Below are 24,359 nucleotides of genomic sequence, written 5' to 3'. Positions count from 1 at the left end.
TCTCCCTGTACCTCACGGGGCAGGCCGTATGCCACCCGCCTCCACATTGCCCCGATCGCTCTGCGCCGTACCGGACCCTCATGGCCTTTTGACGCACTTCATACGGACTCCTCGCCCGGCCGTATTGAACGCGTGAAGAGTGCGGCGGCGGGCGTATGAATGCCGCCAAGGCCGCTGGAACGCCTGCTTTCCGGCCTCGACGCTGTTCCTCGTCTTGGCTCGATTCGGAGGGACCGGCTTCATGGCCATTCACGCAGGTAAACGGGGCACAGTGGCGCAGGTGCCCGGCGCCGAACAGCCCCCTGACACCGGGGCCGGTGACCGGCACAAGCTCACCGCACCGCAGGGCCTGGCGGCGCTGTCGCTGGATGCCATGGCCTCGGTCGCCTACGGGCCCGAGGCCGTCGTGCTGGTGCTGGCCGGCGCGGGGGCGTACGGGCTCGGGTTCACCCTCCCCGTCACCGTCGCGATCGCCGCGCTGCTCGCCGTGCTGGTGGCCTCGTACCGGCAGGTCATCGCTGCGTTCCCGGACGGCGGCGGCTCGTACGCCGTCGCCAAGAAGCACCTCGGCCGCCGCACCAGTCTGGTGGCGGCCGCCTCGCTGATCCTCGACTACGTGCTGAACGTGGCGGTTTCGGTCACCGCCGGCGTCGCCGCGCTGACGTCGGCCTTCCCGCAGCTGTACGGGGAGCGGGTGGGGGTGTGCCTGGGCATCCTGGTCCTGGTCACCGCCGTCAACCTGCGCGGAGTGGTCGACTCGGCGAAGGCCTTCCTGGTGCCGACGGCGGTGTTCGTCGGCTCGATCCTCGCCATGATCACCGTCGGCCTGTTCCGGGACGGCCCGGTCAGCACCGTCTCCGCCGCCGGGCACGCCTCCGCCCTCGGTGAGGGCGCCACCACCGTCGGCGCGCTGCTCCTGCTGAAGGCCTTCGCGGCCGGCTGTTCCGCCCTGACCGGCGTCGAGGCCGTCGCCAACGCCGTGCCGTCCTTCCGCGCCCCGGCCGCCCGCCGCGCGCAGCGGACCGAGGTCGCGCTCGGCGCCCTGCTCGGTGTGATGCTGATCGGTCTGTCCGTGCTGATCGGCCGCTTCCACCTCCAGCCGGTGGAGGGCGTGACCGTACTCGCGCAGCTCGCGGACGCCTCCTTCGGGCACGACTCCGCCTTCTACGTGGTCCAGTTCGCGACGATGGTGCTGCTGGCACTGGCGGCGAACACCTCGTTCGGCGGACTGCCGGTGCTGATGAGCCTGCTGGCCCGCGACAACTACCTGCCGCACCTCTTCGCCCTCAAGGCCGACCGCCAGGTGCACCGGCACGGCGTGCTCGCCCTGGCCGCGGTCTCGGCCGCCCTGCTGGTGTTCTCCGGCGGCGACACCAACACCCTCGTCCCGCTCTTCGCGATCGGTGTGTTCGTCGGTTTCACCATCTGCCAGGTCGGGATGGTGCTGCACTGGTACGGGGAACGTCCCGCCGGCTGGCGGGCCAAGGTTGCCCTCAACGGCTTCGGCGCCCTCCTCACCGGCGTCTCGGCCGTCGTCGTCACGGCCACCAAGTTCACCGAGGGCGCCTGGCTGATCGTCATCGCCCTGCCGCTGCTGGTCCTCGGCTTCGAGAGGATCCAGCGCACCTACACCCGGATCGGGGAGCGCCTGGAGCTCGGCCGGATCCCGCAGCCCCCGACGCGCTCCCGCTCGCTCGTCGTCGTACCCGTCTCCGGACTGTCGAAGCTGACTTGCCAAGCCCTGACCGCCGCCCGTTCACTGGGCGACGAGGTCCTCGCCGTCACCGTCACCCACCCCGCGCCCGAGGACCGGCAGGCGGCCGAAGCCCTGCGCCGCGACTGGGAGCTCTGGAACCCGGGCGTCGAACTCGTCGAAGTCACCTCGCCGACCCGCGCCCTGGGCCGCCCGGTCTCCGGCTACGTATGCGAACTCACCGCTACGCACCCGGAGTCCCAGGTCACCGTACTGATCCCGGAGACCGAGCCCGCCCACCTGTGGCAGCGCCTCCTGCAGAACCAGCGCGGCTCGGTCGTGGCCCGCGCCGTGCGCCGGGACACCGACGCCGTCATCTGCCGACTGCGCTTCCGCATCACCGACGACGTGTGTTCTTGACACCTCGTTGACGAGGCTTTGACGGCCTTCCGTACGCGGACGTCAAGGATCCACCAATTCCCCTGGGTGTCCGGGGAATCACTCACTGCGGGAGGTAGATTCCTGCCCGTCCCGCCACCGGGGACCGGACCCATCCGCATGACGACGGCCTGAGGGGGCCATGCCGACAGGTCTCCGGAGGCGGGCCCCTCCACGTCTCTTTCCCTTCCTCACGCCCCATCGGGCCGCCCCGCATGCGGTCCTGGGGCACTCTGCCGATCTCCACCAGAAGGCCACGTCATGTCTTCCGCTGCCGTGCAGCACACTCCTCCAGGTCCCGGGACCCCGCCGCAGTCGCCGGTGACCCGGCCGCCCCGCAAGCGTCCCGGCCCCGCGCACATGCTGGAGCCCGAGCAGCTCGCGGCCTCGGCCCGCGAGGCGGTGCGCAAGCTCCGTCCGCGCGAACTGGTGCGCAAGCCCGTGCTGTTCGTCGTCGCCGTCGGTTCCGTACTCACCACGCTCTCCGCGCTCCTGCATCCGTCGGTCTTCACCTGGGTGATCAGCGGCTGGCTCTGGCTGACCGTGTTCTTCGCCAACCTGGCCGAGGCCGTCGCCGAGGGCCGCGGCAGAGCGCAGGCGGAGTCGCTGCGCAAAGCCCGTACGGACACGGTGGCCCTGCGCTTGCAGCACTGGACGTACGGGACGAACCTGCGCCGCGCCGAGACCGAGGCCGTCAGCCCGGCCGAGCTCCAGCCGTTCGACTTCGTCCTCGTCGAGGCGGACGAGATGATCCCGGCCGACGGCGACGTCGTGGACGGCGCCGCCATGATCGACGAATCGGCCGTCACCGGCGAATCCGCGCCCGTGCTCCGTGAGGCGGGCGGCGACCGGTCCGGTGTCACGGGCGGTACGACCGTCCTGTCCGACTCCATCGTCGTACGGGTCACCTCGCGCCCCGGGCACAGCTTCATCGACCGGATGATCGCCCTGGTCGAGGGCGCCAGCCGGCAGAAGACCCCGAACGAGATCGCGCTGAACATCCTGCTCGCCGCCATGACGGTGATCTTCGTCCTGGTCGTGGTCGCCATTCAGCCGATGGCCGCGCACGCGCGCGCAGCTCAGTCCACGGCCGTTCTGGTCGCCCTGCTCGTCACGCTCATCCCCACCACCATCGGCGCCCTGCTGTCCGCGATCGGCATCGCCGGCATGGACCGCCTCGTCCAGCGCAATGTCCTGGCGATGAGCGGCAGGGCGGTGGAAGCGGCGGGTGATGTGAACACCCTGCTGCTGGACAAGACAGGCACCATCACCACCGGCAACCGCGAAGCCGAACGCTTCATCCCGCTGCCCGGCATCGACCACGGCAAACTCGCCGACGCCGCCCAGCTGTCGTCCCTCGCCGACGAAACCCCCGAGGGCCGATCCGTCGTCACCCTCGCCGAGCGGTACGGTCTGACGGCTCCCGCGCGGCACGAGCTGAGCCACCCGCGTTTCGTGGAGTTCAGCGCCAAGACCCGGATGAGCGGGCTCAACCTGAGCTGGGACAACGGCGCCGGCTGCGCCATCCGCAAGGGCGCCGTGCAGCAGGTCTGCGACTGGGTGACCCTGCGGGGCGGGAGCGTGCCGGCCGAGGCCGCCGACTGGGCCGCGCAGCTGTCCCGGTCGGGCGGCACGCCCCTGCTCGTCGCCGTCCACGACTGGGAAGGCCCGCGGGTCCTCGGGATCGTCCACCTCAAGGACGTCGTCAAGGAGGGCATCGCCGAACGCTTCGCAGAGCTCCGCAGCATGGGCATCCGTACCGTCATGGTGACCGGCGACAATCCGCTGACCGCTGCGGCGATCGCCGCGGAGGCGGGAGTCGACGAGTACCTCGCCGAGGCAACACCCGAGGACAAACTCGCCCTGATCAAACGGGAGCAGGAAGGCGGCAAGCTCGTCGCGATGACGGGCGACGGCACGAACGACGCGCCCGCGCTGGCTCAGGCGGATGTCGGCGTGGCGATGAACACGGGCACCTCGGCCGCCAAGGAGGCCGGGAACATGGTGGACCTGGACTCCAACCCCACCAAGCTCATCGAGATCGTGCGGATCGGCAAACAGCTCCTCATCACGCGCGGTGCGCTGACCACCTTCTCCATCACCAATGACGTGGCGAAGTACTTCGCGATCATCCCGGCCATGTTCACGTCCGCGTACCCCGGACTCGGCGCGCTCAACGTCATGGGCCTGCACAGCCCCACCTCGGCCATCACCTCGGCGATCATCTTCAACGCCCTGATCATCGTGTCCCTGATCCCGCTCGCCCTGCGCGGAGTCCGCTACACCCCGGCCTCCGCCCACGACCTGCTGCGCCGCAACCTCGCCGTCTACGGGCTGGGCGGCCTCGTCCTGCCCTTCGTCGGCATCAAGCTCATCGACCTCGTGGTCTCCGCCATCCCCGGCCTCGGCTGAGTTCCGCCGGTCAGTCCCGTCGAGTGTTCCGTCAGGTAGTCGACGAGCAGCGACGCGGCAACCACCAGGCCGGCCGAGGGGCCGAGGTTGGTCGAGGCGACCTCGTACGAACCGCCGCCGCTCGGGTACGCGTGGACCACCTGGCGGTACGAGAACACCACCACCGTCATCAGCGCGACGACCGCAGCCCCGATCCACGGGGTCAAGTGCAGATACGCCAGGCCACCGAGGGCAGGACCAGCAGGATCTCCTGCGTGGCGTACGCGACCGAGGACAGCGGTCGGAAGCGAGGATCGGCAGGGCGAGCCGCTTGGGCAGCAGCGTCTCGCACGTTGAGCACAGCGCGAGCGTGAGCAGAACCGCTCACTCGCTCGACTGCTGACAGCCACCGCGGGACGGCACCGCGGGGTCCGAGACGCCGTTTTCACAGGTCAGCGCGCCAACGGCGGGATGAATTGGCGGGCTGTGGGCGTTCCCCGAGGGCGTGAGAGCGGCATTGCGTCGGCGTGCGCAGGACCGAGGACCACAGCGCCGTTTCGATGTCGACAACGTCTCGTCAGCAACACGTCAGGATCCGCTGCATGTGCCCGCCCTGCTTCTAGCCTCGGCCCATGGGACGCCGCACCGACGAGAACAGGCAGTCACCCGCGGCTGGGGCCTTGGTTCACGACGAGGACTGGGCCGGTGCCCTGCGCACCGCGAGCGTGTCCGCCGCGACCCTGCTGGCGCTCCTGCTGCTGGTCGACGCGGTCGGCGGAGCACTCACGGCACCCCGTGCCGCGCTGTGGGCCGGGCTTGCGGCGCTGCTGTTCGTCGTACTGCTGCCGGACCGTGTCACGGCCGGCGCATGCTGGCTGGCCTCCCGTGGGCTGCTGCGGGAGAAGCGCGTACGGACCGACTGGCTGGTGTCCGTGCGCCGGCCGGGCGGGGACGCGCAGCGGCTTGCGCTCCAGGACATCCACGGCGTACGGCTTGAGCTGGACATGAAGGTTCTGACGGCCAATCCCCCCATCTGGCAGCTGCTGGAGCAAGGCGCCCACGCCTCCTGTGAACGCGGGGTCCTGACCTTCGGAGAGACGGATTGGCGTCAGCTGTCCCGACGCATCGACAGGGACACCGCACGTCTCGTCTTCAAGGTCTCCGGCCTCGGCCTTGTCCGCTGGTTCCCCGCCGGGGCCTCCGGATCGGCGGCCCTGACCGAACAGCCGGTGTCCTCCTGCACGGCCGGACCCCCGAGGAGGCCCGGGGCGTCCGGGGCGGCGGCGATCGAGGCGAGCCCCAGGGCGGCCGCGGAGCCGGCGAGGAAGTGGCGGCGGGTTGTCATCGGGGGCTCCTTGGACCACGGCGGCGGAATTCGAGCATGCGGAGGACACCTGCCCGATGACCATGCACACGGCGTCAAATGCGTGTGACAGGCAGGCCGGCGCCCTCAGCGACGCCGCCACTCCCCGGCCGCCAGGTGGTACGAGCGGACCCGGTCCGCGTGGTCGTGCGTGATGGTGGTGATCAGCGACTCGTCGGCCCCGGTGGTCTCCTGGAGCCGCTCCAGGTGATCGGCGATGGTGGGCGGCGAGCCGACGAACCGGGTGTTGAGCCGGTCGGCCACCAGGGCGCCATCCGCGTCGGACCACGGCAGGGCGCGCGCCTCGGCCGGGGTGGGGTGGGGGATGGCGCCCTCGGCGGTGCGGATGCTGCGCACCCAGGGCGCGTATCGGCCACCTGGAGGGTGATGGACGGGCCCTCCAGGATGACCGGCCGGAAGAACCGGTACGCGAAGCGGTCCCCCTGGTGGAAGGGACTGGTCAGCAGCCCGTGGGCGGCCTGGGAGACCAGACCGCCCAGCAGCATTCGACGAAGCGAAGAATCGAAAAGCAGCCGTCCTGATCTCGGCGGACGCGGAAGCGGGCGGCATTTTCGTCTGCCGCACGCGGAACGCCCTCCGCTGAAATGCAACGCGGCTTCCGATTACAGCCAGGGCAGTTGGTCGGCGGAGTAGCGGTAGGCGCGGAACACGGCGTTCTGGGCGCCGGCCGAGGACTCCAGGCCCACACCGTCGCCGAAGGACCGGAACTGCGGGACCACGAACTCCCAGACCACGTCCCCGCTCGGGGTCACCTCGAAGAGCCGCCCGAAGGAGCCCTCGGCGATGAAGGTGTTCCCGTTGGGAAGCCGCTGCGCGCTGGACATGTACGGGCTGTAGAAGTTCTGCGGCGGGTTGTCCTCGTACGACCACACCTCCTTGCCGGTGCGCGGGTCGAGTTCGAGCACCCGCGAGTACGGCACGGAAGTCGTCTCGCGGTAGGTGCCGTTGTCGAAGACCAGGATGTTTCCGCCCTCCAGCTCGTGCGGGTGGTGCTGCTGCGCCAGGACGTCGGGGCCGATGTGCCACAGCACGGACCCGTCGGCGCGGTCGACGGCCACGGTGGAGGAGGCGCTGCGGAAACCGAGCACGATCGAGCCGTCGGCGCGCTCGTTGACGGTGTTGGCCATGGGCCAGTGCTCGCGGGCGAAGTGCGGGTTGAGGGGGAACTCCTCGGGGTCGAGGTGCTCGATGGCGGCCCAGCGCCACACCTCCTCGCCCTCCCAGGTCAGCTCGTACACCACGTCCCCGTAGATCACCCCGCCGGGCGCTTCGGAGCCGGGGATGCCGCCCCGGATGCGGGCGGCGTCGGCCGGGTCCAGGGGTTCGACGACGGTGACGATGAGGTTGCCGTTGCGCAGGATCGAGGCGTCGTGGTGGTGGAATGGGTGCCGGACCTCGCGCAGGACTGTGGAGTCGGGGGCAAGTTCCTGGAAGATGCCGCCGTGGTAGACGTCCCAGATGGGGAAGAGGGTGGGGCTGTTCGTGTCCTTGGCCGCGTAGAAGAGGTTTCCGTTGGGCAGGAGCTGCGCCTGGCGGCCGGGCGGGTGGGGGGAGTTCCAGGTGTGGGCGGTGCGGCCCTCGATGTCGACGAGGTGGATCTCGCCGGCGCTGGTGATCGGGGTGTAGAGGGTGTAGCCGCCGTAGCTGCGGGCGGGGTCGTGGGCGATCAGGCCGACGCCGCGGCGGCGCAGGGTGTTCTGGTCGACGGTCATGCGTATCTCCTTGGGTGGGGTGTGGGTCAGCGGACGGTGACAGCGGCCGGGTCGACGGCCGTCAGGGGCCCGGGGTTCAGCCGCCGCAGCAGGGCGGCGCGGTCTGCGGAGCCCGGCAGGCTCTGGGCGGTCTTCGCCCAGATGGCCTCGTGCTCCAACTGGTCCAGCAGCTCGGGCGAGAGGGTCGCGCCGTAGGCGTAGCGGGGTTGGAAGGCGTCCACGTAGCCGGCCTGGAGCGCACCCTTGGACTGGGCGAGTACGGCGCCGCGCGCGGCGACCGGGTCGGCGGTGATCTCGTGCTGGGCCTTCAGCAGCGCCCGGAGTACGGCCGTGGTGGTCTCCTCGGTCGCCTTCGGACCGGCGACGAGCAGGGTCCGGGCCGTGTAGCCGGTGAAGGGGAGCTCGGCGTAGGCGTCGCCGAGGGTGGTGCGGGCGGAGTCGTAGAAGCTGGGGAAGGTGACCCCGGCGTCGACGTCCCCACGGGCCAGCGCCGAAGTGATTTGGTTCGGGGCGAGGTTCACGACGGTCACGTCGGCGGCCGTCAGCTGTACGGAGGCGAGCATCCGCGACAGGGCGTACTCGACGTTCGTGCCCTGGGGGACCCCGACCTTGCGGCCCTTCAGCGCGGCGAAGCCGGTGATCTGCCGGTCGGTGCGCGACAGCAGGCGCCAGTCGGAGAACCGGGACAGGTCGGCGACGATCCGCAGCTCGCGCCCGCCCAGTGCAGCCGTCACGGCGGGCAGGTCACCTACGACGCCGAGCTGCGCCTGGCCGCCGAGCACGGCGTTCAGCGCGTCCCGCCCGGTGGGCTGGGTGGTGACGGTGGCGTCGATGCCCTCGGCGGACCACAGCCCGCGCTCCTGGGCCACGTAGACGGGCGCTCCGCCGAGGTGGTCGCTCCCGGCGAGGGACACGGCGGGGCGGTCGCCGCCCGCAGGACCGGAGCCGGAGTCGCAGGCAGAGGTGAGCGCGCAGAGCAGGGCTGCCGCCAACAGGCCGGCCACGGCGCGGGGTCTGAGCATGGGGAGGGTCGTCCTTCCGGGGAGGAGGTGGAAGCAGGGTCCGGTACGGGGTCGGGGGTCGGGGGTACCGGGCTTGTGGGTCGGGACCACTGGGCTTCGGGCTCAGTCGGAGCCGAGGTGACGTGCGATCAGCGAGCGCAGGTCCGGGTCGGGCGGCCCGGCGGGGACGGCGTGGTCCGCCACCACCCGGCCGGGTGTCCCGCCGAGGACGACGACCCGCTCGGCGAGGGCCAGTGCCTCGTCGATGTCGTGCGTGACGAACAGGACGGTGGTGCCGCGGCGCTGCCACAGTTCCCGCAGCAGGGTCTGCATCCGGGTCCGGGTCAGCGCGTCCAGCGCTCCGAACGGCTCGTCCAGCAGCAGTACTTCGGGTTCCGCGGCCAGGGCCCTGGCCAGTGCCACGCGTTGCTGCATGCCTCCGGACAACTGCCCCGGGTACTTCTCGGCACCGTCCGCGAGCCCCACCTCGGCCAGTGCCGCGAGGGCGCGCCTGCGGCGCTCCGGGCGCGGCAGGCCGAGCCGCTTGAGGGCGAACTCGACGTTGCCGCGAGCGGTGCGCCAGGGGAAGAGCGCATAGTGCTGGAAGACGACGCCCCGCTCCGGGCCCGGCTCCCGTACCGGGTCGGAACCCACCGTCACCCGCCCTCCGGCGGGCCGCAGGAAACCGGCCACCTGGTTGAGTACCGTCGACTTGCCGCACCCGCTGGGCCCCAGCAGCGCCGTGAACGAGCCCGCCGGGAGCTCCAGATCGGTGGGCTCCAGGACCGGGACGGGCCCGTAGCGGACCGACAGTCCCTCCAGTCGTACGCCAAGGCTCATGAGGCGCTCCAGTGCACGAACCGGCGGCCGATCGCGGCCAGTACGAGGTCGACGGCCACACCGAGCAGCCCGAGGACGAGCAGTCCCGCGAACATGCGGTCCACGCGCAGGAACTGGCCGTCCACCTGGAGCCGGTACGCCAGCCCGCTGTCCGCGCCGCCCAGTTCCGCCGCCACCAGTGCGAGCAGCGCCACCGATGCGCCGTAGCGCAGTGCGGCGAGCAGCGCGGGGGCGGCGGCGGGCAGCAGCACCTCGGTGAACCGCCGGTGCAGCGGCGCCCCCAGGGACCGGGCGGCCCTCAAGTGGGTCGCCGGCACCCGCGAGACCCCGTCGTGAACGTACAGCCAGACGGCGAGCAGCACGGCGTACGCGATGAGCAGGCGCTTGGCGGTCTCCCCGATGCCGAACCAGGCGGTCGCGAGGGGCACCAGCGCGATGGCCGGGATCGGCCGCAGGAAGGAGATCACCGGGGAGACGGCGGCGGACAGCCTCGGCAGGTAGCCGGTGGCGAAGCCCAGTGCGCTGCCGACCAGGGAGCCCAGAGCGAATCCCTGCCCGGCACGGGCGAGGCTGGCGCCGAGATCGGCGGCCAGCATGCCGCTGCGGGCACTGTCCGCGAGCGCGGCCGCGGTCTCACCGGGTGTGGGCAGCAGCCCGGGAGACACCGCTCCGGACCTGGCGAGCAGGTACCACAGCGCGAGCACGGCACCTGCGGCGCCCAGGGCCGGGCCGAGCCGGCTGACGGCCCTTCCGGGCGGTGAGGGGGTGGCGTGCACGGGGCGGCTCCTCGTTCGGTTCCTCGCTCGTTGATAAGTGAGGTCAATAATTGACCACGCTTATGACGGGAGCGTTGCGGCGGTGCAAAACCTCGCCCGGCCGCCCAACCGCCCTCCATCGGCGATGAGGTACGTTCACCTGCATGTCTCGACCCGAACCCACGCCAGAGGCGATCGAGGTCGGACGGGTGATCCGGAGCTGCCGCAAACAGCGCGGCGTCTCCATGGCCGTCCTCGCCACCCGCTCGGGCCTCTCCCAGCCCTTCCTCAGCCAGCTCGAACGCGGCCTCGCCACACCCAGCCTCACCTCGATCTACCGGATCGCGGAAGCGCTGGACGTCGCCCCGGGAGCCTTCCTGCGACCGCCCGCACGCCCGGGTGCGGTCAGCCACGAGAGCGACCCGCAGGTGATCCGCGTGAACGAGGCCGCGGGGCAGACCGCCCGAGTCCTCATCCCCGGCGGGCGCAGCGCGCTGATGGAAGCCTACGAGCACCACTTCGAGCCCGGCCAGGGCGAGCGCGGCTGGTTCGAACACCCCGGGGAGGACTTCCTCTACGTCCTGGAGGGCGAGATCGTCCTGGAGGTCGAGGGCGAGGAACCGCTGACCCTGCGCGCCGGCCAGAGCGCCCACCACCGGGGCGAAGTCCCGCACCGGTGCCGCCTGACGGGCCCCACCGCCGCGCGCACCCTGCTGGTCATCGCGAACGCGTAGGCGAACTCCCCGCGTTCACCCGCCCCCTGACGGGCGGTCCTACCGCGCTCCCCTCGCCCGGATTCGAGCCGACGGGCCTGTGACCTGCGTCGTCTTTCATCCCAAGACCGAACTGTCCACCATGCGGCCACACTCTTGCCGGGAAGGCCGCTTCGGACGAGGATCCCTATCAATCCGATAGGGAAGGTGGGGTTTGGTGAAGTGCCGTCGGCCAGGCCTCCGGTGCCGCCCGCACCCCGCCGAGCCGGACACCTCCCGCCAACCGGCCGATGCCGCCCGACAACGTTTCCGGAGTAGCCGACATGAGCACCGCGATTCCCCCCGACACCGCTGCCCGCCCGTCCCCCGCGCCCTTCAGCGGCACGCGGGCCTGTCGGTGACGCCCGTGCCGACAACGCGGAGCACCGCCGGCGGCCGCTCCGCCGACGAGCGGCGGGGCGCACTCCTGCGTACCGCCCGCGACGTGGCGGACGACCTCGCCGCGGACGCCATCGCCAGGGAGCAGGCCGGCAGGCCGCCGACCGACGAGACGGCCAGGCTGCGCGAGGCGGGCCTGCCCGCGGCCCTCACCCCGCCCGCGCCGGGCCGCGGGGCGGACTGGCGCACCGGATGCGCCGTCATACGGGAGATAGCCGCGGCGGACAGCTCCGTCGGGGACGTCCTCGCCCGCCACTACGTGCACGCGTGGAGCGGGCGCTTCTACGCGGGTCCCCACCTCGCCACCGCCCTCGAGGAGGGGTCGGTGCGCGAGCAGTGGCTGTGGACCGGCGCGGTCCACGCCCCCTCCCCCGACGACGAGACCGCCGAGCCGGACCTGACGCTCAGGCCGCGCGGCGGCGGCTACGTGCTGAACGGGTCCCGGTCCGTGGAAACGGCGGTGGCCGTCGCCGACCAGATCGTGCTGGACGCCGCCTGCGCCACGACCGGTGACGTGCTGGTCGTACGGATCCCCTCCAAGGCGCCGGGCGTGACCATCGAGCCCGCCCACGACCGGCTCGGGCAGCGCGTCGCCGGCGCGGGCCGGGTGGCCCTCGAACGGGTCGCCGTCGCGCCCGCGCAGGTGCTGGGCCGCCGGCCGCAGGACGAGGAGTCGACCGCGCCCTTCACCGCGCTCGCCGAGCCGGCGCTCCGGCTCGCCCTGTGCCACGTCGGCCTCGGCATCGTCGAGGGCGCCCTCGCCGAAGCGCGCGACCTCAGCCGGGGCGGCCGCGCGCACCGGTCGCCCGGGGCGGACTCCGACCTGTTCCTGACGTACGGAGAGCTCGCCTCCGCGGCCCAGACGGCCACCGCCGTGGTCGACCGGGCGACGGAGGTGATGGCGCGGGCCCTGGACACGGGTACGCACCTCGGTCCCGAGGAACCCGCGGCCGTCGCCGCTCTGGTCGCCACCGCCGAGACCGTGACGTCGAAGGCCGCCCTGCACATCACCGCCGGGGTGTTGGAACTCGCCGACGCCCCCGGCCTGGACCGGTTCTGGCGCAACGCCCGCGTCCTGACGGCCCACCGCCCGGTCGCGAACCGCCTGCGTTCCATCGGCGAGCACTACCTCAACGGCTCCCAGCGCGGGGTGACGGCCGCCTTCCTCTGACCCCTCCGACACCCCCATGACGGGGGCACCACGCGGGACCCCGATCCGCAACCCGGGCCCCGGCCGCCGGGCACGCACACCTCCCCGGCGGCCGGCTGCCACCCGCGGCGGACACCGACCGAGGGCATGCAAGATAATGTCCCCATGCGGATCTCAGCCAGGGCGGACTACGCGGTACGTGCCGCACTGCAGCTTGCCGCGTCACAGGATGACGGGCCGGTGAAGGCCGAAGCCATCGCCGACGCCCAGGACATCCCGCACAAGTTCCTCGAGGGCATCCTGAACGACATGCGCCGGGGCGGTCTCGTGGTCAGCCAGCGCGGCGGCAACGGCGGCTACCGGCTGGCCAAGCCGGCCCCGTCCATCAGCATCGCGGACGTCATCCGCGTCGTGGACGGACCACTCGTCTCAGTGCGCGGGGTCCGTCCTCCGGACCTGTCCTATTCCGGCCCCGCCGAGTCACTGCTCCCCCTGTGGATCGCCTTGCGGGCCAACGTACGCGAGATCCTCGACGGGGTGTCGCTCGCGGACGTCGCGTCGTCCGACCTGCCCGCCGACGTCGCCGCGCTGGCCCACACCCCCGGGGCCTGGACCAACCCCTGACCCGCTGACCCCCCACCCCACCCGCATCTTCTCGAATCGCGAGATCAGCGCGTCCACCATGTGGTCTCACTCTTGGGGTGGGCGCCGAGCCCTGCCAAGATGCCTACCAACCAGGTGGGAAAACTAGGGATGAGGTGAGGCGGCCATGCGAACACTGCATCACGCCGGCCGGATCCTGGCCCTGACCTCCCGCCGGCACATCGACCTGGTCCGTACGTCCAGCGCCATCTGTCAGCCCGCCTGACACGATCGGCCGGCTCCGGTCCACACGCGGCGCACCGCCCAGCGCGGTGCCGCCCCGCTCTCCGTCGGCCGGACGAACCCGCAGCCGACCCGTCCCGCTCGCCTTCGAGTGCGGTTTCGCGCACCCACCCCCTTGCCTGCCGACGGCCGGGAACGGGTCACGTGCGTGCCGATCGCCGCCCAGGGCCGCCGTCTCCGCCTTCCCACCTCCGTACTTCTGTACCTCCCCGCACCCATCCCGTGAAAGGACACTCCGTGTCTGCCGCCAGACCGCTCCTCACTCTGCGCGCCATCGCCGTCACCGCCACCCTTCCCCTGCTGCTCACCGCCTGCGGCTACGGCTCCGAGGCGAAGAAGGAAGAAGGCAAGGCGGGCAACGCCGCCCCGGCCGCCGGCGACAAGAAGCTGTCGGCTTCCGAGGTTCGTATCGGGTACTTCCCGAACCTGACGCACGCGACCGCGCTGGTCGGCCTCCAGGAGGGCCTGATCGCCAAGGAGTTGGGCGCCACCAAGGTCAAGCCGCAGGCCTTCAACGCCGGCCCGTCCGAGATCGAGGCCCTCAACGGCGGTTCCCTCGACATCGGTTTCATCGGCCCGTCGCCGGCGATCAACGGCTATGTGAAGTCCAAGGGTTCCAACCTGCGGATCATCTCCGGCTCCGCCTCGGGCGGCGTCAAGCTGGTGGTGAACCCGGAGAAGATCAAGACCCTGGACGACGTCAAGGGCAAGAAGATCGCCACCCCGCAGAAGGGGAACACGCAGGACGTCGCGTTCCTCAACTGGATCGCCGAGAAGGGCTGGAAGGTCGACCCCGAATCCGGCAAGGGCGACGTCTCCGTCGTCCGCACCGACAACAAGGTCACCCTGACGCCTTCAAGCAGGGCTCGATCGACGGCGCGTGGGTGCCGGAGCCGACGGCCTCCAAGCTCGTCTCCGACGGCGGCAGCGTCCTCCTCGACGAGACCACCCTGTGGCCCGACAAGAAGTTCGTGATCACGAACATCATCGTGTCGCAGAAGTTCCTCAAGGAACACCCCGACGTCGTCGAGGCCGTCCTCGCGGGCACGGTCAAGACCAACGAGTGGATCAACGCCAACCCCGACAAGGCCAAGGCCTCCGCGAACGCCAAACTCGCCGCCGAAGGCGGCAAGCCCTGGACGCCAAGGTCATCGACCCGGCCTGGCAGTCCATCCTGGTCACCGACGACCCGCTGGCCGCCACCCTCAAGGCCCAGGCCGACCACGCGGTCAAGGCGGGGCTCATCGAGCAGCCCGACCTGACCGGCATCTACGACCTGACGCTCCTGAACAAGGTCCTGAAGGCCGCCGGCAAGCCCGAGGTCACCGACGCCGCTCTCGGCGCCAAGTAACCCCGCAATCCAGCAACCCCAGGAGGTGACGACCATGGCCACCACGCTTGCCAAGGCTGCCGAGGGCACCGTAGCGGAGCACCCGCACGCCGCCGCCGCCCGCATCGAGCACGTCTCGAAGTCCTTCTCCGGCCCGGCCGGAACGCAGCTCGTCCTCGACGACATCAGCCTCGATGTCGCTCCCGGCGAGTTCGTCACCCTCCTGGGGCCTCCGGGTGCGGCAAGTCCACCCTGCTCAACCTGGTCGCGGGACTCGACAAGCCGTCCGTCGGAACGATCGAGACCCCCGGCGGCCGGCCCGCGCTCATGTTCCAGGAACACGCCCTCTTCCCGTGGCTGACCGCGGGCAAGAACATCGAACTCGCCCTGCGCCTGCGCGGGGTTCCCAAGGCCGACCGCAAGCCGGAGGCCGAACGCCTGCTGGAGCTGGTCCGCCTCGGCGGCGCCCACGGCAAGCGCGTCCACGAACTGTCCGGCGGCATGCGCCAGCGCGTGGCCCTGGCGCGGTCGCTCGCCCAGGACAGCCGGCTGCTGCTGATGGACGAACCCTTCGCGGCCCTCGACGCCATCACCCGCGACGTGCTGCACGGCGAACTCACCCGCATCTGGACGGAGACGGGACTGTCGGTCCTCTTCGTCACGCACAACGTCCGCGAGGCCGTGCGCCTCGCCCAGCGCGTCGTCCTGCTCTCCTCCCGTCCCGGCCGGGTCGCCAAGGAATGGACCGTGGACATCGCCCAGCCGCGCCGCATCGAAGACGCGGACGTCGCCGAGCTGTCCCTTGAGATCACTGAACACCTGCGTGGGGAGATCCGCCGCCATGGCCAGCACTGACACGAAGGCGAAGACGGACGACCTCGCCGGCCTCGAGGCCGGCCTCGACGCCCTCGACGCGGTCCAGACCCACCGCACCCCCGTCCGCGAGGTCCTCACCAAGAAGGTCCTCCCGCCGCTGCTGGCCGTCGCCCTCGTCCTGGTGGTCTGGCAGATCCTCGTCACGGCGAAGGTCACCGACGAGACCAAGCTGCCCGCCCCGTCCGCCGTGTGGGACAGCCTGTCCGACATGTGGCTCAAGGGCACACTGCTCGAGGTCATCTGGACCAGCGTCTCGCGCGGCCTGCTCGGCTTCCTGCTGGCCCTGGCCATCGGCACCCCGCTCGGCCTGCTCGTCGCCCGGGTGAAGTTCGTCCGCGCCGCCATCGGCCCGATCCTCCAGGGCCTGCAGTCCCTGCCCTCGGTCGCCTGGGTACCCCCGGCCGTCCTCTGGTTCGGCCTCAACGACGCCATGATGTACACGGTGATCCTGCTCGGCGCCGTCCCCTCCATCGCCAACGGCCTCGTCTCCGGCATCGACCAGATCCCCCCGCTGTTCCTGCGGGCCGGCCGCACCCTGGGCGCCACCGGCCTGCGCGGCGCCCGACACGTCGTCATGCCGGCCGCACTGCCCGGCTACCTCGCCGGCCTCAAGCAGGGCTGGGCCTTCTCCTGGCGCTCCCTGATGGCCGCCGAGATCATCGCCAGCTCCCCCGACCTCGGCCTCGGCCTCGGCCAGCTACTGGAAAACGGCCGCAACAACATCGACCTGCCCGGCGTCTTCCTCGCGATCCTCCTGATCCTCGTCGTCGGCATCGCCATCGACCTGCTGATCTTCAGCCCGGTCGAACGATGGGTACTGCGCAGCCGCGGCCTGCTGGTCAAGAGCTGAACCAACGGTTTCACGTGCCGTACACGGACCGGCCCGACCCCCGCCCCCAACCTCGTCGGCATGGCAGCAGGAAGCCTTCTCACCGCGCGCCGCCACCTCGATCCGGGCAGGCCTGGCGAGCGCTCCGCGTCCGGTCCCCCCGGCGCAGCGGTAAGCACGCCCCTGCGCACGGGGTCCCCGTACGACATCGCGAACATCGGCCCGCCCTCCCAAGGGCCCCGCCGGCCGATGCCCCCTCCCGTCTCTCTTCCATCCCTCCACGGCGGTCGCCCTGCCGTGCCCGTACGCGCTGCGGAACCCGGAGAAGACATCCCGTGATCTGCTCGCCGATCCCGGTCGTCGGTGCTCACCGGCCGCTACGCCCATGACCACGGCGTCCCCGCGGCGTCGCCCGCGGGGTCCCGGCCCACGCCCCCACCCGTCGACCCACACCGACGGAGCCGCCATGCGTTCCTGCTGCACCCCGGGACACGGTGACGTGACGACCTCGTGCTCTCCCCGGCACCACTGCCACGTGCCACGGCCGCCCAGCGGGCCGCCCGCCGGCTGATCGAGCTGCCGGGCGGGAGCTTCCTCATGGGCACCGACGACCCGGACGGCTTCCCCGCCGACGGCGAAGGACCCGTACGCGAGGCCGCCGTCGACCCGTTCCGCATCGCCCCACGGCGGTGACCAACGCCCAGTTCGCCACCTTCGTCAAGGCCACCGGCCGCGTCACCGAAGCCGGACACTTCGGTTTCTCCTTCGTCTTCGGCGGGTTCCTGCCCGACGAGGTCGCGGCCGTGTCCCCGCCCGTGGCGGCCGTTCCCTGGTGGCGGGCGGTCTCCGGCGCGAGCCGGCGCCACCCCGAGGGCGCCGGCTCGTCCGTCACCGCGCGCCAGAACCACCCCGTCGTCCACGTCTCGTGGAACGACGCGCAGGCGTACTGCGCCTGGTCCGGGACCCGGCTGCCCACCGAGACCGAATGGGAGTACGCGGCCCGGGGCGGCCTCGAGCAGCGGCGCTACCCCTGGGGCGACGAACTCTCGCCCGGCGGGAGGCACATGTGCGACATCTGGCGGGGCGAGTTCCCCACCCTCAACACCGCGGAGGACGGCTACGAGGGGACGGCGCCGGCGAACTCCTTCCGTCCCAACGGCTTCGACCTCCACAACGTGGTGGGCAACGTGTGGGAGTGGTGCGCCGACTGGTTCGCCCCCGGAACCAGCCGTGTGATGCGCGGCGGCTCGTACCCCTGCCACGACTCGTACCGCAACCGCTACCGCGTCGCCGCACGCAGTTCCAACACGCCCGACAGCTCGACCGGCAACATCGGCTTCCGCGTGGCCGCCGACAGCGCGCGGCCACCGCATTGACACGGCCGTCTTGACAGCGCCCGGACACGCGTCGAGACTCCAGAACGGCGAATCCTGGTGAACCGGTAGGGAATCATGGGTCGTTCTGCGCTGGACCGCGGCACCGACGGCGTCCGTAGCGCCGTCGTCCTGCCGTTGCCGCTGCTGACGTCCCGCCGCCACATCGACCTCCTGCGCGTGTGCAGTGCGGCGAGTCCCCCGCGCCCCGGCGGCCCCGCGCCCGCCCACCCCTGACCCTCCGCGCACCCAGCTGCCAGGTCCCGCACGCGCCGAAGCCGTCGCGGGCCGTCGCCGTACGCCCGTGACCGAGCACTCCCAGGGAGACGTATGTCCGCCACTTCCCCGCTTGCCGTGCCCTCCTTCCGCGGCAGGGTCGGCCGCGACGCGCGCAGCGGCTATCCCGCCGTGCCGCACCGCTACCGGCTCCATCTCGCGTTGTCGTGTCCGAGCTGTCTGCGGATCGCCATCACGCACAGCCTGCTCGGCCTGGAGGACGTCCTCCCGGTGACGCTGCTGTCCGCCGTGCCCGACGCTGCCGACGGCGGGCACCTGGCGCTGCGCCCGCTGTACGAGGCCAGTGCGCACCAGCATCCCGGACCGGCGGCGGCTCCGGTGCTCAGCGACGGCTGGACCGGACGGATCGTCAGCACGCACTCCCCCGACATCCTCCAGGACCTGGGCCGGCGGTTCGGCTCCCACGGCCCGTGCCTGTACCCGGACGGCGCCGACGAGCGGATCGAGGCCATCGGCCGGCTCTGCGAGCAGGACATCAGCGCGGCGGCGCAGCGCGCGGGCCGGTCCGGTACCGACGCGGCGGAGCGCCACACCGCGCTGGCCACCCTGCTGCGCGGACTCGGCGTACTAGAGCGGCAGTTCGCCGCCACGCGGCACGTGCTCGGCGAGGAGCTCACGGCCGCCGACGTGCGGGTGTGGGTGACGCTGGTGCAGCTGGACACGGTGCACCGCCGGCACCTGGACGCCGCGGCGGTGTACCGCATCACCGACCACCCGCACGTGTGGTCGTACGCCCGGCGGCTGGCGGCACATCCGGCCTTCGCCTCCCGCCTCGACCTGGACGGCATCGCGCGCAGGCACCACGCGCACTGCCGGGGTACGGAGGCCGCCGGCGCGGCGGTCCGGATCCTGGACTGGACGAGCGGCGTGCAGGGCGCCTTCAGCGCCGCGGAGACGACAGCGGCCGAACGCATCGGGTACTGAGCGGGCGGGCTCAGCCGGTTGCGCGCAAGTCCGGGATGATCGTGCGGAGTTCTTCGGCGGTGAGGGCGCCGGCCCTGACGAGGGAGGGCACGGGGCCGGTCACGTCGACGATCGACGAGGGTACGGAGGCGGGGGTCGGGCCGCCGTCGAGGTAGACGGCGACGCTGTCGCCGAGCATGCCCTGGGCGGCATCGCAGTCCTGCGGGGCGGGATGTCCGGTGAGGTTGGCGCTGGAGACGGCCATCGGACCGGTGTCGCCCAGGAGTTCGAGGGTGAGGGGGTGGTGCGGCATGCGGACGGCGACCGTCCCGTTGGTGTCTCCGAGATCCCATTTCAGTGTCGGCTGGTGTCGGGCGACGAGGGTGAGTGCGCCGGGCCAGAAGGCCTCTACGAGCTTCCACGCCGTGTCGGGGAAGTCGGTGACGAGGTCGTCCAGGGCTTCCGGGGAGCCGACGAGGACCGGTGAGGGCATGTGCCGGCCCCGTCCCTTGGCCGCGAGCAGGGCGGCCACCGCCCGCTTGTCGAAGGCGTCCGCGCCGATGCCGTAGACGGTGTCGGTGGGCAGCACCACGAGTCGGCCGCCTCGTACGACCGACGCCGCCTCGCGCAGCCCGGCGGCCCGCTCGGATGGCTCTGAGCAGTCGTAGCGCTCTGCCATGGATGTGTCCTTCGGTCGTGATGGGCTCGGTGGTCTCCGTGGCATCGTACGCAGCGCCACGGAGCCGCCAGGCCCCGTTCACCGGACCGCCGGACGCCCCGTGCCACCTCACAGCGGGGGCTGCCCGTCGCGGCCGGGCGCCGGGAGCGAGCGGCCTGCTCCGGTTTCAGCCGACCGGGTGATCAGCCGGTGTGGGCGCGGTGGACAACGCGGCGGTGCCGGTGCGCGGGCGACCCTGACCGCGTCGGCGGTTGCCCGTACGTCGTGGGCGCGGACGGCCCAGGGCGCGCAGGTCGGCCGGCCCCCGCCACCGGCGCGAGGTCGTGTCTCGCTTCCTTGGCGAAGCCGAGTCCAGGGTCGACCTCGAGCTGGTGGCGAGGTGCTCGCCCAACCGGGTTGCCCTCCGAGGCCGTGATACCGATTCTCCGCTCGACGGCGCCGAGCAGGTTTCGGCGTCTGCCCGTTCCTGCTCCACCACTGCCCTGCGGCTGCCGGGCACCCGGCTCTGGCGGGGGCTGCGGCGCACCTGCAAGCCGCCACCCGGCAAGGAGCGCGGGACGAAGTCGGTGGTCCCTGGCCGCGGAGCCGCTGCATCAGCGAGGTCAGGCTCCCGGCGGTCGTGATGTCGAGCGCGATCGGTCCCACGGTCGGCGGGATCGGCGGCTCCGCGCGTCGTCATACCCGGCCGGTGGGACGCCGTTCGCGTTCGAGGGCGGACAGGTCAACGTAGGTGCAACTCCTACACCACCATGCGCCAAGAACCTCCTGGTCAGCCACTCGCCGTAGAATCTCGGCTTGTCCGAGCGAGCCCAGTCACGCCGCAGCGGGCTCCGTGGGGTTTGATGTACTCCAGTCGATCAGCGTTCTCGGTAGCGTGATCATCTTCTAGACGCGGTGACCATGCGCCCGGCTGGTCTGCGCGAGGGATTCCGGCAGAGACATGAGGCTGCGATGAGTGAACCGACCAAACCCGAGATCGAACTTCTGCCGGGTGATGCTCCCCAGGAGCTGACCATCCGGGACCTCGTCGTCGGGGACGGTCCTGAGGCGAAGCCGGGCAGGGTCGTCCGGGTTCACTACATCGGGGTCACCTTCGAGTCCGGGATGGAGTTCGACGCCTCCTGGGACCGGGGCGAGCCGTTCAAGTTCGCCGTCGGGGGCGGCAGGGTCATCAAGGGCTGGGATCGGGGAATCAGGGGGATGAAGGTCGGCGGTCGGCGCGAGATCATCGTTCCCCCGCGCCTCGGCTACGGCAACCAGTCCCCCTCGCCGTTGATCCCGGCGGGTTCCACGCTCGTCTTCGTGGTGGACCTGCTCTCCGTGGTCTGAGGAAGGCCTCGCCCGTGATGACAGCATCACAGCGCCTCCGCGTACCGGTCACGGGCACGGTCAAAGGATCCATTCCTCCCGGAGCCGCGCCGGCGGTATCAGGCATGGCCGGGTGGTCGTTCCGGAGCATCGTGGCAAGAGCCGCCCGTTGATGGCACCCAACCCACTGAAGCAGACCAGCGTGATCGCCAAGCTGAACGTCGAGGACCCTCTTCCCGTCTTCCCACAGTGGGTCTCGTCACCACGCTCACATGCCGCGTGCGCGGTCGGCATCTTCAGACGTGGGGAACGAGATCAACCAAGCGCGCAGCGCAGCGAGGCACGGCTGACGCAATGGTGGAGCTGCAGGCCACGCCGCGGCCTCTGCTGCCGTGCGTCCACTCTCCCAGCGGGTGTCCACGACGGTCGTCTACGCCGAGGCCTTGGGGGCCCATCACCGTCCACAGCGAGGTCGATGGCGGCAGTCCGTGGCGACCGCGGCCCTCGCAGCGCCGGCCTGGTGAAGCGCCGGCCGGCACAGCGCGGCGATCAGAGCGGGAGTCCTCAGCCCTCCTTGTGGTGAATCGGGATCGAGCCTCATTGCCTGGGCAGCAGGTCAACGCGTCCTTCCCCTGGCTTTCAGGTGCGTTGGCGGGAGTTCGGGAGCCGGAATCGGAGGGCCGTCGTAGCCCTTCACTTCACCGAATCTCGACCCGGTCATCCAGTCTTCGCGGGCCTGCGCGATGTCATCGTGTGACCGTCCGATCCAGTTCCAGAACATGACGATCTCCTCCTCGAACGGTTCACCGCCCAGCAGCATCAGGCCCGCGTCCGAGGCGGCGCGCAGGGGGAGGTCGGTGCGGCCGCAGCCGAGGTAGAGCATCGAGCCCGGGAGGACGGGGACGCCGTCGACGTGGGCCTCGCCCGACATGGCGAGGACCGCGTACTCGAAGTCCGGGTCGAGCGGGAGCCGGGTTTCGGTGCCGGCCGCGAGGGCGAGGTCGGCGCCGACGATGGGGGTGTACGCAGTCCCGGGCGAGGTCGCGGTGTCCAGGGTGCCCAGGATGACGGTCGCCGTCAGGCCCGGGGCGGTGACCTGCGGGAGTTCCGCGTGGTGCTGGAAGTGCGGGGCGACGTCGCGGTGGGCGTCCGGCAGGGCCACCCACAGTTGCGCTCCGTGCAGCAGGCGGGCGTGCGTGCGCGGGCTCTCCTCGGAGTGGCTGATGCCGCGGCCGGAGGTCATCAGGCCCAGCTCGCGCGGCCGGATCGTGGCGAGGCTGCCCACGCTGTCGCGGTGCAGCACCTCGCCGTCGTGCAGCCAGCTCACCGTCTGCAGCCCGGCGTGCGGGTGGGGCGGTACCTGCATGCCCGGTTCGTCGGCGATGTCGTCCGGGCCGTAGTGGTCGACGAAGCACCAGGCGCCCACCATGCGCCGGCCCAGGTTGGGCAGGAGTCGGCGGACCTCGGTGGATTCCCCGAGCTTGACCGTGCGCGGGCTGAGGAGCTCTCGTACGGGCTCGGCCACGACGAAGCCGCGGCCGCCGCAGGCGGAGAGGGCGGGCTGGCGATCGAGATTGCTCATACGGCACAACTTAGTCCCGTACCGGCACCCACCTGGCCTCCTTTCCGTGGAATGTTCCGACCGGTGGCCGTGTTGGAGCCACCGAACCGCCCGGAAGCGGCGGTAGGGAAGCGAGGACGCGATGAACGCGCCGACGGAGTACTACGAGCAGGGGACGACGGCCGAGCGCTGGGAGCGGGCCGGGCTCTTCTTCGAGGCGAAGGAGTACGCGAACGCCGCCCGCGTCCTGGTCACCGTCGCCGCCGAGGCCCCCGAGCAGCTGGCGCCCCGGCTGCTGCTGGCCCGCGCCTACTACCACTCCGCTCAGCTCTCGCGCGCCGAGCGCGAGCTGCGCGCCATCCTGGAGCGCTGGCCGGTCGAGGACTACGCGCAGCTGCTCCTCGGGCGGACCCTGGAGCGCGCCGGCCGCTCCGACGAGGCCCGCCCGTACCTGCGGATCGCCGCCGCCATGGCCGGTGACTCGTACGAGTAGGACGGCCGTACGGCCGCCCGGCCCCGTATGTGCGGGGCCGGGCGGCCGCCTCGGCTAGCCTGGGTTCCATATGAATCGCCTGACCACGCCTTTCGGCTCCTACGAACTCACCCGTTTCCCCGCGGACCCGCGCGACCGGCTCCGCGCCTGGGACGCCGCCGACGAGTACCTGCTGCACCACCTCGCCGCCGGTACCGGCGAGCGCGGCCCGGTGGACCTGGCCGGCGCCGGGCAGATCACGGTGCTCGGCGACCGTTGGGGGGCGCTGACGACGGCCCTGGCCGCGCACCACCCGACCCAGATCACCGACTCCGCCCTGTCCCGGTCCGCGACCGAGGCCAATCTCGACCGGGCCGGCATCGGCACCTCCAAGGCCACGGTGACGCTGCTGACCACGCAGGACGCGCCGCCCGCGCGGATCGACGTCCTGCTCGTCAGGGTTCCCAAGAGCCTCGCTCTGCTGGAGGACCAGCTGTACCGGGTGGCGCCGCACGTGCACGCGGGCACGGTGGTCGTCGGTGCCGGCATGGTCAAGGAGATCCACACCTCCACGCTGCGCCTGTTCGAGCAGATCCTCGGGCCGACGAAGACCTCCCTGGCGGAGAAGAAGGCCCGGCTGATCTTCTGCACCCCCGATCCGGCGCTCGTCGGCGAGCGGGCCGTGCCCCCCTCGCCCGCGCCGTGGCCGCTGACGTACACGGTGGACAAGGACGGCGGCTCGGGCGCCGGGCTGACCGTCGTCAACCACGCCGGGATCTTCTGCGCGGACCGGCTGGACATCGGCACCCGCTTCTTCCTCCAGAACATCCCGACCAACACCGACGGGGCCCGGGTCGTCGACCTGGGCTGCGGCAACGGCGTCGTCGGGACGGCGGTGGCGGTGGCCGACGAGGACGCCGAGGTGGTCTTCACCGACGAGTCCTACCAGGCGGTCGCCTCGGCGCGCGCGACCTACGAGGCCAACGTCCGGCCGGGCCGGCGGACCGCGGAGTTCCACGTCGGCGACGGGGTGGCCATGCTGGCGCCCGGTTCGGTGGACCTGGTGCTGTGCAACCCGCCCTTCCACTCCCACCAGGCGACCTCGGACGCGACGGCGCTGCGCATGTTCGCGCAGTCGCGCAAGGTGCTGCGGCCGGGCGGCGAACTGTGGGTGGTCGCCAACCGCCACATGGGCTACCACACCCACCTGCGCCGCCTCTTCGGCAACGACGAAGTCGTCGCGAGCGAACCGAAGTTCGTCGTTCTGCGAGCGGTCAAACGAGAGAACCGTCCGCGCCCCATGTGACCTGCCGGTACGTCCTACACTCGGC

General features: G+C 71.6%; 19 protein-coding genes and 5 pseudogenes. 16 read left to right on the top strand and 8 right to left on the bottom strand.

Going from position 1 to position 24,359, the window contains the following annotated elements; genetic code table 11:
* Positions 1–241 precede the first annotated feature (241 nt).
* Entirely contained in the window at positions 242–2,113 is a 1,872-nt protein-coding gene (locus tag M4D82_RS29250) for an APC family permease (protein ID WP_249770036.1), read from the top strand.
* 279 nt (positions 2,114–2,392) lie between these two features.
* Positions 2,393–4,543, top strand: a complete 2,151-nt coding sequence (gene kdpB / locus M4D82_RS29245; protein WP_502989020.1) for a potassium-transporting ATPase subunit KdpB — start codon at positions 2,393–2,395, stop codon at positions 4,541–4,543.
* 2 nt (positions 4,544–4,545) lie between these two features.
* On the opposite strand, the pseudogene M4D82_RS29240 reads toward kdpB, so the two are convergent.
* Positions 4,546–4,900 (bottom strand): annotated as a pseudogene (locus M4D82_RS29240) (DNA-binding protein); the annotation flags it as partial.
* A gap of 254 nt (positions 4,901–5,154) precedes the next feature.
* Here M4D82_RS29240 and M4D82_RS29235 point away from each other — a divergent pair.
* The gene (locus M4D82_RS29235; protein WP_249770034.1) at positions 5,155–5,955 is read left to right on the top strand and encodes a hypothetical protein; all 801 of its coding nucleotides are present in this window, start codon (positions 5,155–5,157) and stop codon (positions 5,953–5,955) included.
* A gap of 17 nt (positions 5,956–5,972) precedes the next feature.
* Here M4D82_RS29235 and M4D82_RS29230 read toward each other — a convergent pair.
* The 5 genes and pseudogenes from M4D82_RS29230 to M4D82_RS29210 form a co-directional block, all read right to left on the bottom strand.
* Positions 5,973–6,254, bottom strand: a pseudogene (locus M4D82_RS29230) (LLM class flavin-dependent oxidoreductase); the annotation flags it as partial.
* Positions 6,255–6,508: 254 nt separating this feature from the next.
* A complete protein-coding gene (locus M4D82_RS29225) occupies positions 6,509–7,618 on the bottom strand; it encodes an aryl-sulfate sulfotransferase (RefSeq protein ID WP_249770032.1) in 1,110 nt (369 codons plus the stop codon).
* Between the two features lie 26 nt (positions 7,619–7,644).
* The gene (locus M4D82_RS29220; RefSeq protein WP_249770030.1) at positions 7,645–8,640 is read right to left on the bottom strand and encodes an ABC transporter substrate-binding protein; all 996 of its coding nucleotides are present in this window, start codon (positions 8,638–8,640) and stop codon (positions 7,645–7,647) included.
* 102 nt (positions 8,641–8,742) lie between these two features.
* Positions 8,743–9,459 carry an ABC transporter ATP-binding protein gene (locus M4D82_RS29215; RefSeq protein ID WP_249770028.1) on the bottom strand — a complete coding sequence of 239 codons (717 nt, stop codon included), beginning with the start codon at positions 9,457–9,459 and terminating at the stop codon, positions 8,743–8,745.
* Complete coding sequence (locus M4D82_RS29210; protein ID WP_249770026.1) at positions 9,456–10,235, bottom strand: ABC transporter permease; 780 nt, start codon at positions 10,233–10,235, stop codon at positions 9,456–9,458. The genes M4D82_RS29215 and M4D82_RS29210 overlap by 4 nt, the downstream gene beginning before the upstream one ends.
* Positions 10,236–10,378: 143 nt before the next feature.
* Here M4D82_RS29210 and M4D82_RS29205 point away from each other — a divergent pair, with 143 nt between their 5' ends.
* The 10 genes and pseudogenes from M4D82_RS29205 to M4D82_RS29165 all read left to right on the top strand — a co-directional run bounded on the left by M4D82_RS29205 (position 10,379) and on the right by M4D82_RS29165 (position 19,029).
* Positions 10,379–10,948 carry a helix-turn-helix domain-containing protein gene (locus M4D82_RS29205; RefSeq protein WP_249770024.1) on the top strand — a complete coding sequence of 190 codons (570 nt, stop codon included), beginning with the start codon at positions 10,379–10,381 and terminating at the stop codon, positions 10,946–10,948.
* Between the two features lie 385 nt (positions 10,949–11,333).
* On the top strand, positions 11,334–12,536 hold the full coding sequence (locus M4D82_RS29200) for an acyl-CoA dehydrogenase family protein (protein ID WP_249770022.1): 1,203 nt from the start codon (positions 11,334–11,336) through the stop codon (positions 12,534–12,536).
* Between the two features lie 144 nt (positions 12,537–12,680).
* Positions 12,681–13,139: an RrF2 family transcriptional regulator gene (locus M4D82_RS29195; protein ID WP_249770020.1), complete on the top strand. Its 459-nt coding sequence runs from the start codon at positions 12,681–12,683 to the stop codon at positions 13,137–13,139.
* Between the two features lie 145 nt (positions 13,140–13,284).
* Positions 13,285–13,383, top strand: coding sequence for a putative leader peptide (locus M4D82_RS34405; RefSeq protein WP_349637101.1), 99 nt, complete (start codon positions 13,285–13,287; stop codon positions 13,381–13,383).
* Positions 13,384–13,637: 254 nt separating this feature from the next.
* Positions 13,638–14,751: pseudogene (locus M4D82_RS29190) on the top strand (aliphatic sulfonate ABC transporter substrate-binding protein).
* A gap of 34 nt (positions 14,752–14,785) precedes the next feature.
* Positions 14,786–15,585: pseudogene (locus tag M4D82_RS29185) on the top strand (ABC transporter ATP-binding protein).
* Positions 15,572–16,456 (top strand): ABC transporter permease, encoded by an 885-nt coding sequence (locus tag M4D82_RS29180; protein WP_249770018.1) that lies wholly within the window; start codon positions 15,572–15,574, stop codon positions 16,454–16,456. Before M4D82_RS29185 ends, M4D82_RS29180 begins: the two are co-directional and overlap by 14 nt.
* Before the next feature lie 445 nt (positions 16,457–16,901).
* Positions 16,902–17,811, top strand: a pseudogene (locus M4D82_RS29175) (formylglycine-generating enzyme family protein).
* Between the two features lie 75 nt (positions 17,812–17,886).
* On the top strand, positions 17,887–18,045 hold the full coding sequence (locus M4D82_RS29170; RefSeq protein WP_249770016.1) for a hypothetical protein: 159 nt from the start codon (positions 17,887–17,889) through the stop codon (positions 18,043–18,045).
* A 93-nt stretch (positions 18,046–18,138) separates the two neighbouring features.
* Positions 18,139–19,029: a glutathione S-transferase C-terminal domain-containing protein gene (locus M4D82_RS29165; protein ID WP_249770014.1), complete on the top strand. Its 891-nt coding sequence runs from the start codon at positions 18,139–18,141 to the stop codon at positions 19,027–19,029.
* A 10-nt stretch (positions 19,030–19,039) separates the two neighbouring features.
* On the opposite strand, the gene M4D82_RS29160 is transcribed toward M4D82_RS29165, so the two are convergent.
* Entirely contained in the window at positions 19,040–19,687 is a 648-nt protein-coding gene (locus M4D82_RS29160; protein WP_249770012.1) for an L-threonylcarbamoyladenylate synthase, read from the bottom strand.
* Positions 19,688–20,638: 951 nt separating this feature from the next.
* Between M4D82_RS29160 and M4D82_RS29155 the strand changes: the two genes are divergently transcribed.
* Entirely contained in the window at positions 20,639–21,016 is a 378-nt protein-coding gene (locus tag M4D82_RS29155) for an FKBP-type peptidyl-prolyl cis-trans isomerase (protein ID WP_249770010.1), read from the top strand.
* A gap of 595 nt (positions 21,017–21,611) precedes the next feature.
* Here M4D82_RS29155 and M4D82_RS29150 read toward each other — a convergent pair.
* The gene (locus M4D82_RS29150) at positions 21,612–22,577 is read right to left on the bottom strand and encodes a pirin family protein (RefSeq protein ID WP_249770008.1); all 966 of its coding nucleotides are present in this window, start codon (positions 22,575–22,577) and stop codon (positions 21,612–21,614) included.
* Between the two features lie 121 nt (positions 22,578–22,698).
* Between M4D82_RS29150 and M4D82_RS29145 the strand changes: the two genes are divergently transcribed.
* Both M4D82_RS29145 and M4D82_RS29140 read left to right on the top strand, forming a co-directional pair.
* On the top strand, positions 22,699–23,049 hold the full coding sequence (locus M4D82_RS29145) for a tetratricopeptide repeat protein (RefSeq protein ID WP_249770006.1): 351 nt from the start codon (positions 22,699–22,701) through the stop codon (positions 23,047–23,049).
* A gap of 79 nt (positions 23,050–23,128) precedes the next feature.
* Complete coding sequence (locus tag M4D82_RS29140; RefSeq protein WP_249772258.1) at positions 23,129–24,334, top strand: methyltransferase; 1,206 nt, start codon at positions 23,129–23,131, stop codon at positions 24,332–24,334.
* Positions 24,335–24,359: the final 25 nt, after the last annotated feature.

Origin of the sequence: Streptomyces sp. RerS4, from assembly GCF_023515955.1 — a bacterium.
In the GTDB taxonomy this organism is placed as follows: Bacteria; Actinomycetota; Actinomycetes; order Streptomycetales; family Streptomycetaceae; genus Streptomyces.
The sequence above is the reverse complement of the archived record's forward strand: the minus strand, read 5'-3'. Positions and strand labels throughout refer to the sequence as shown.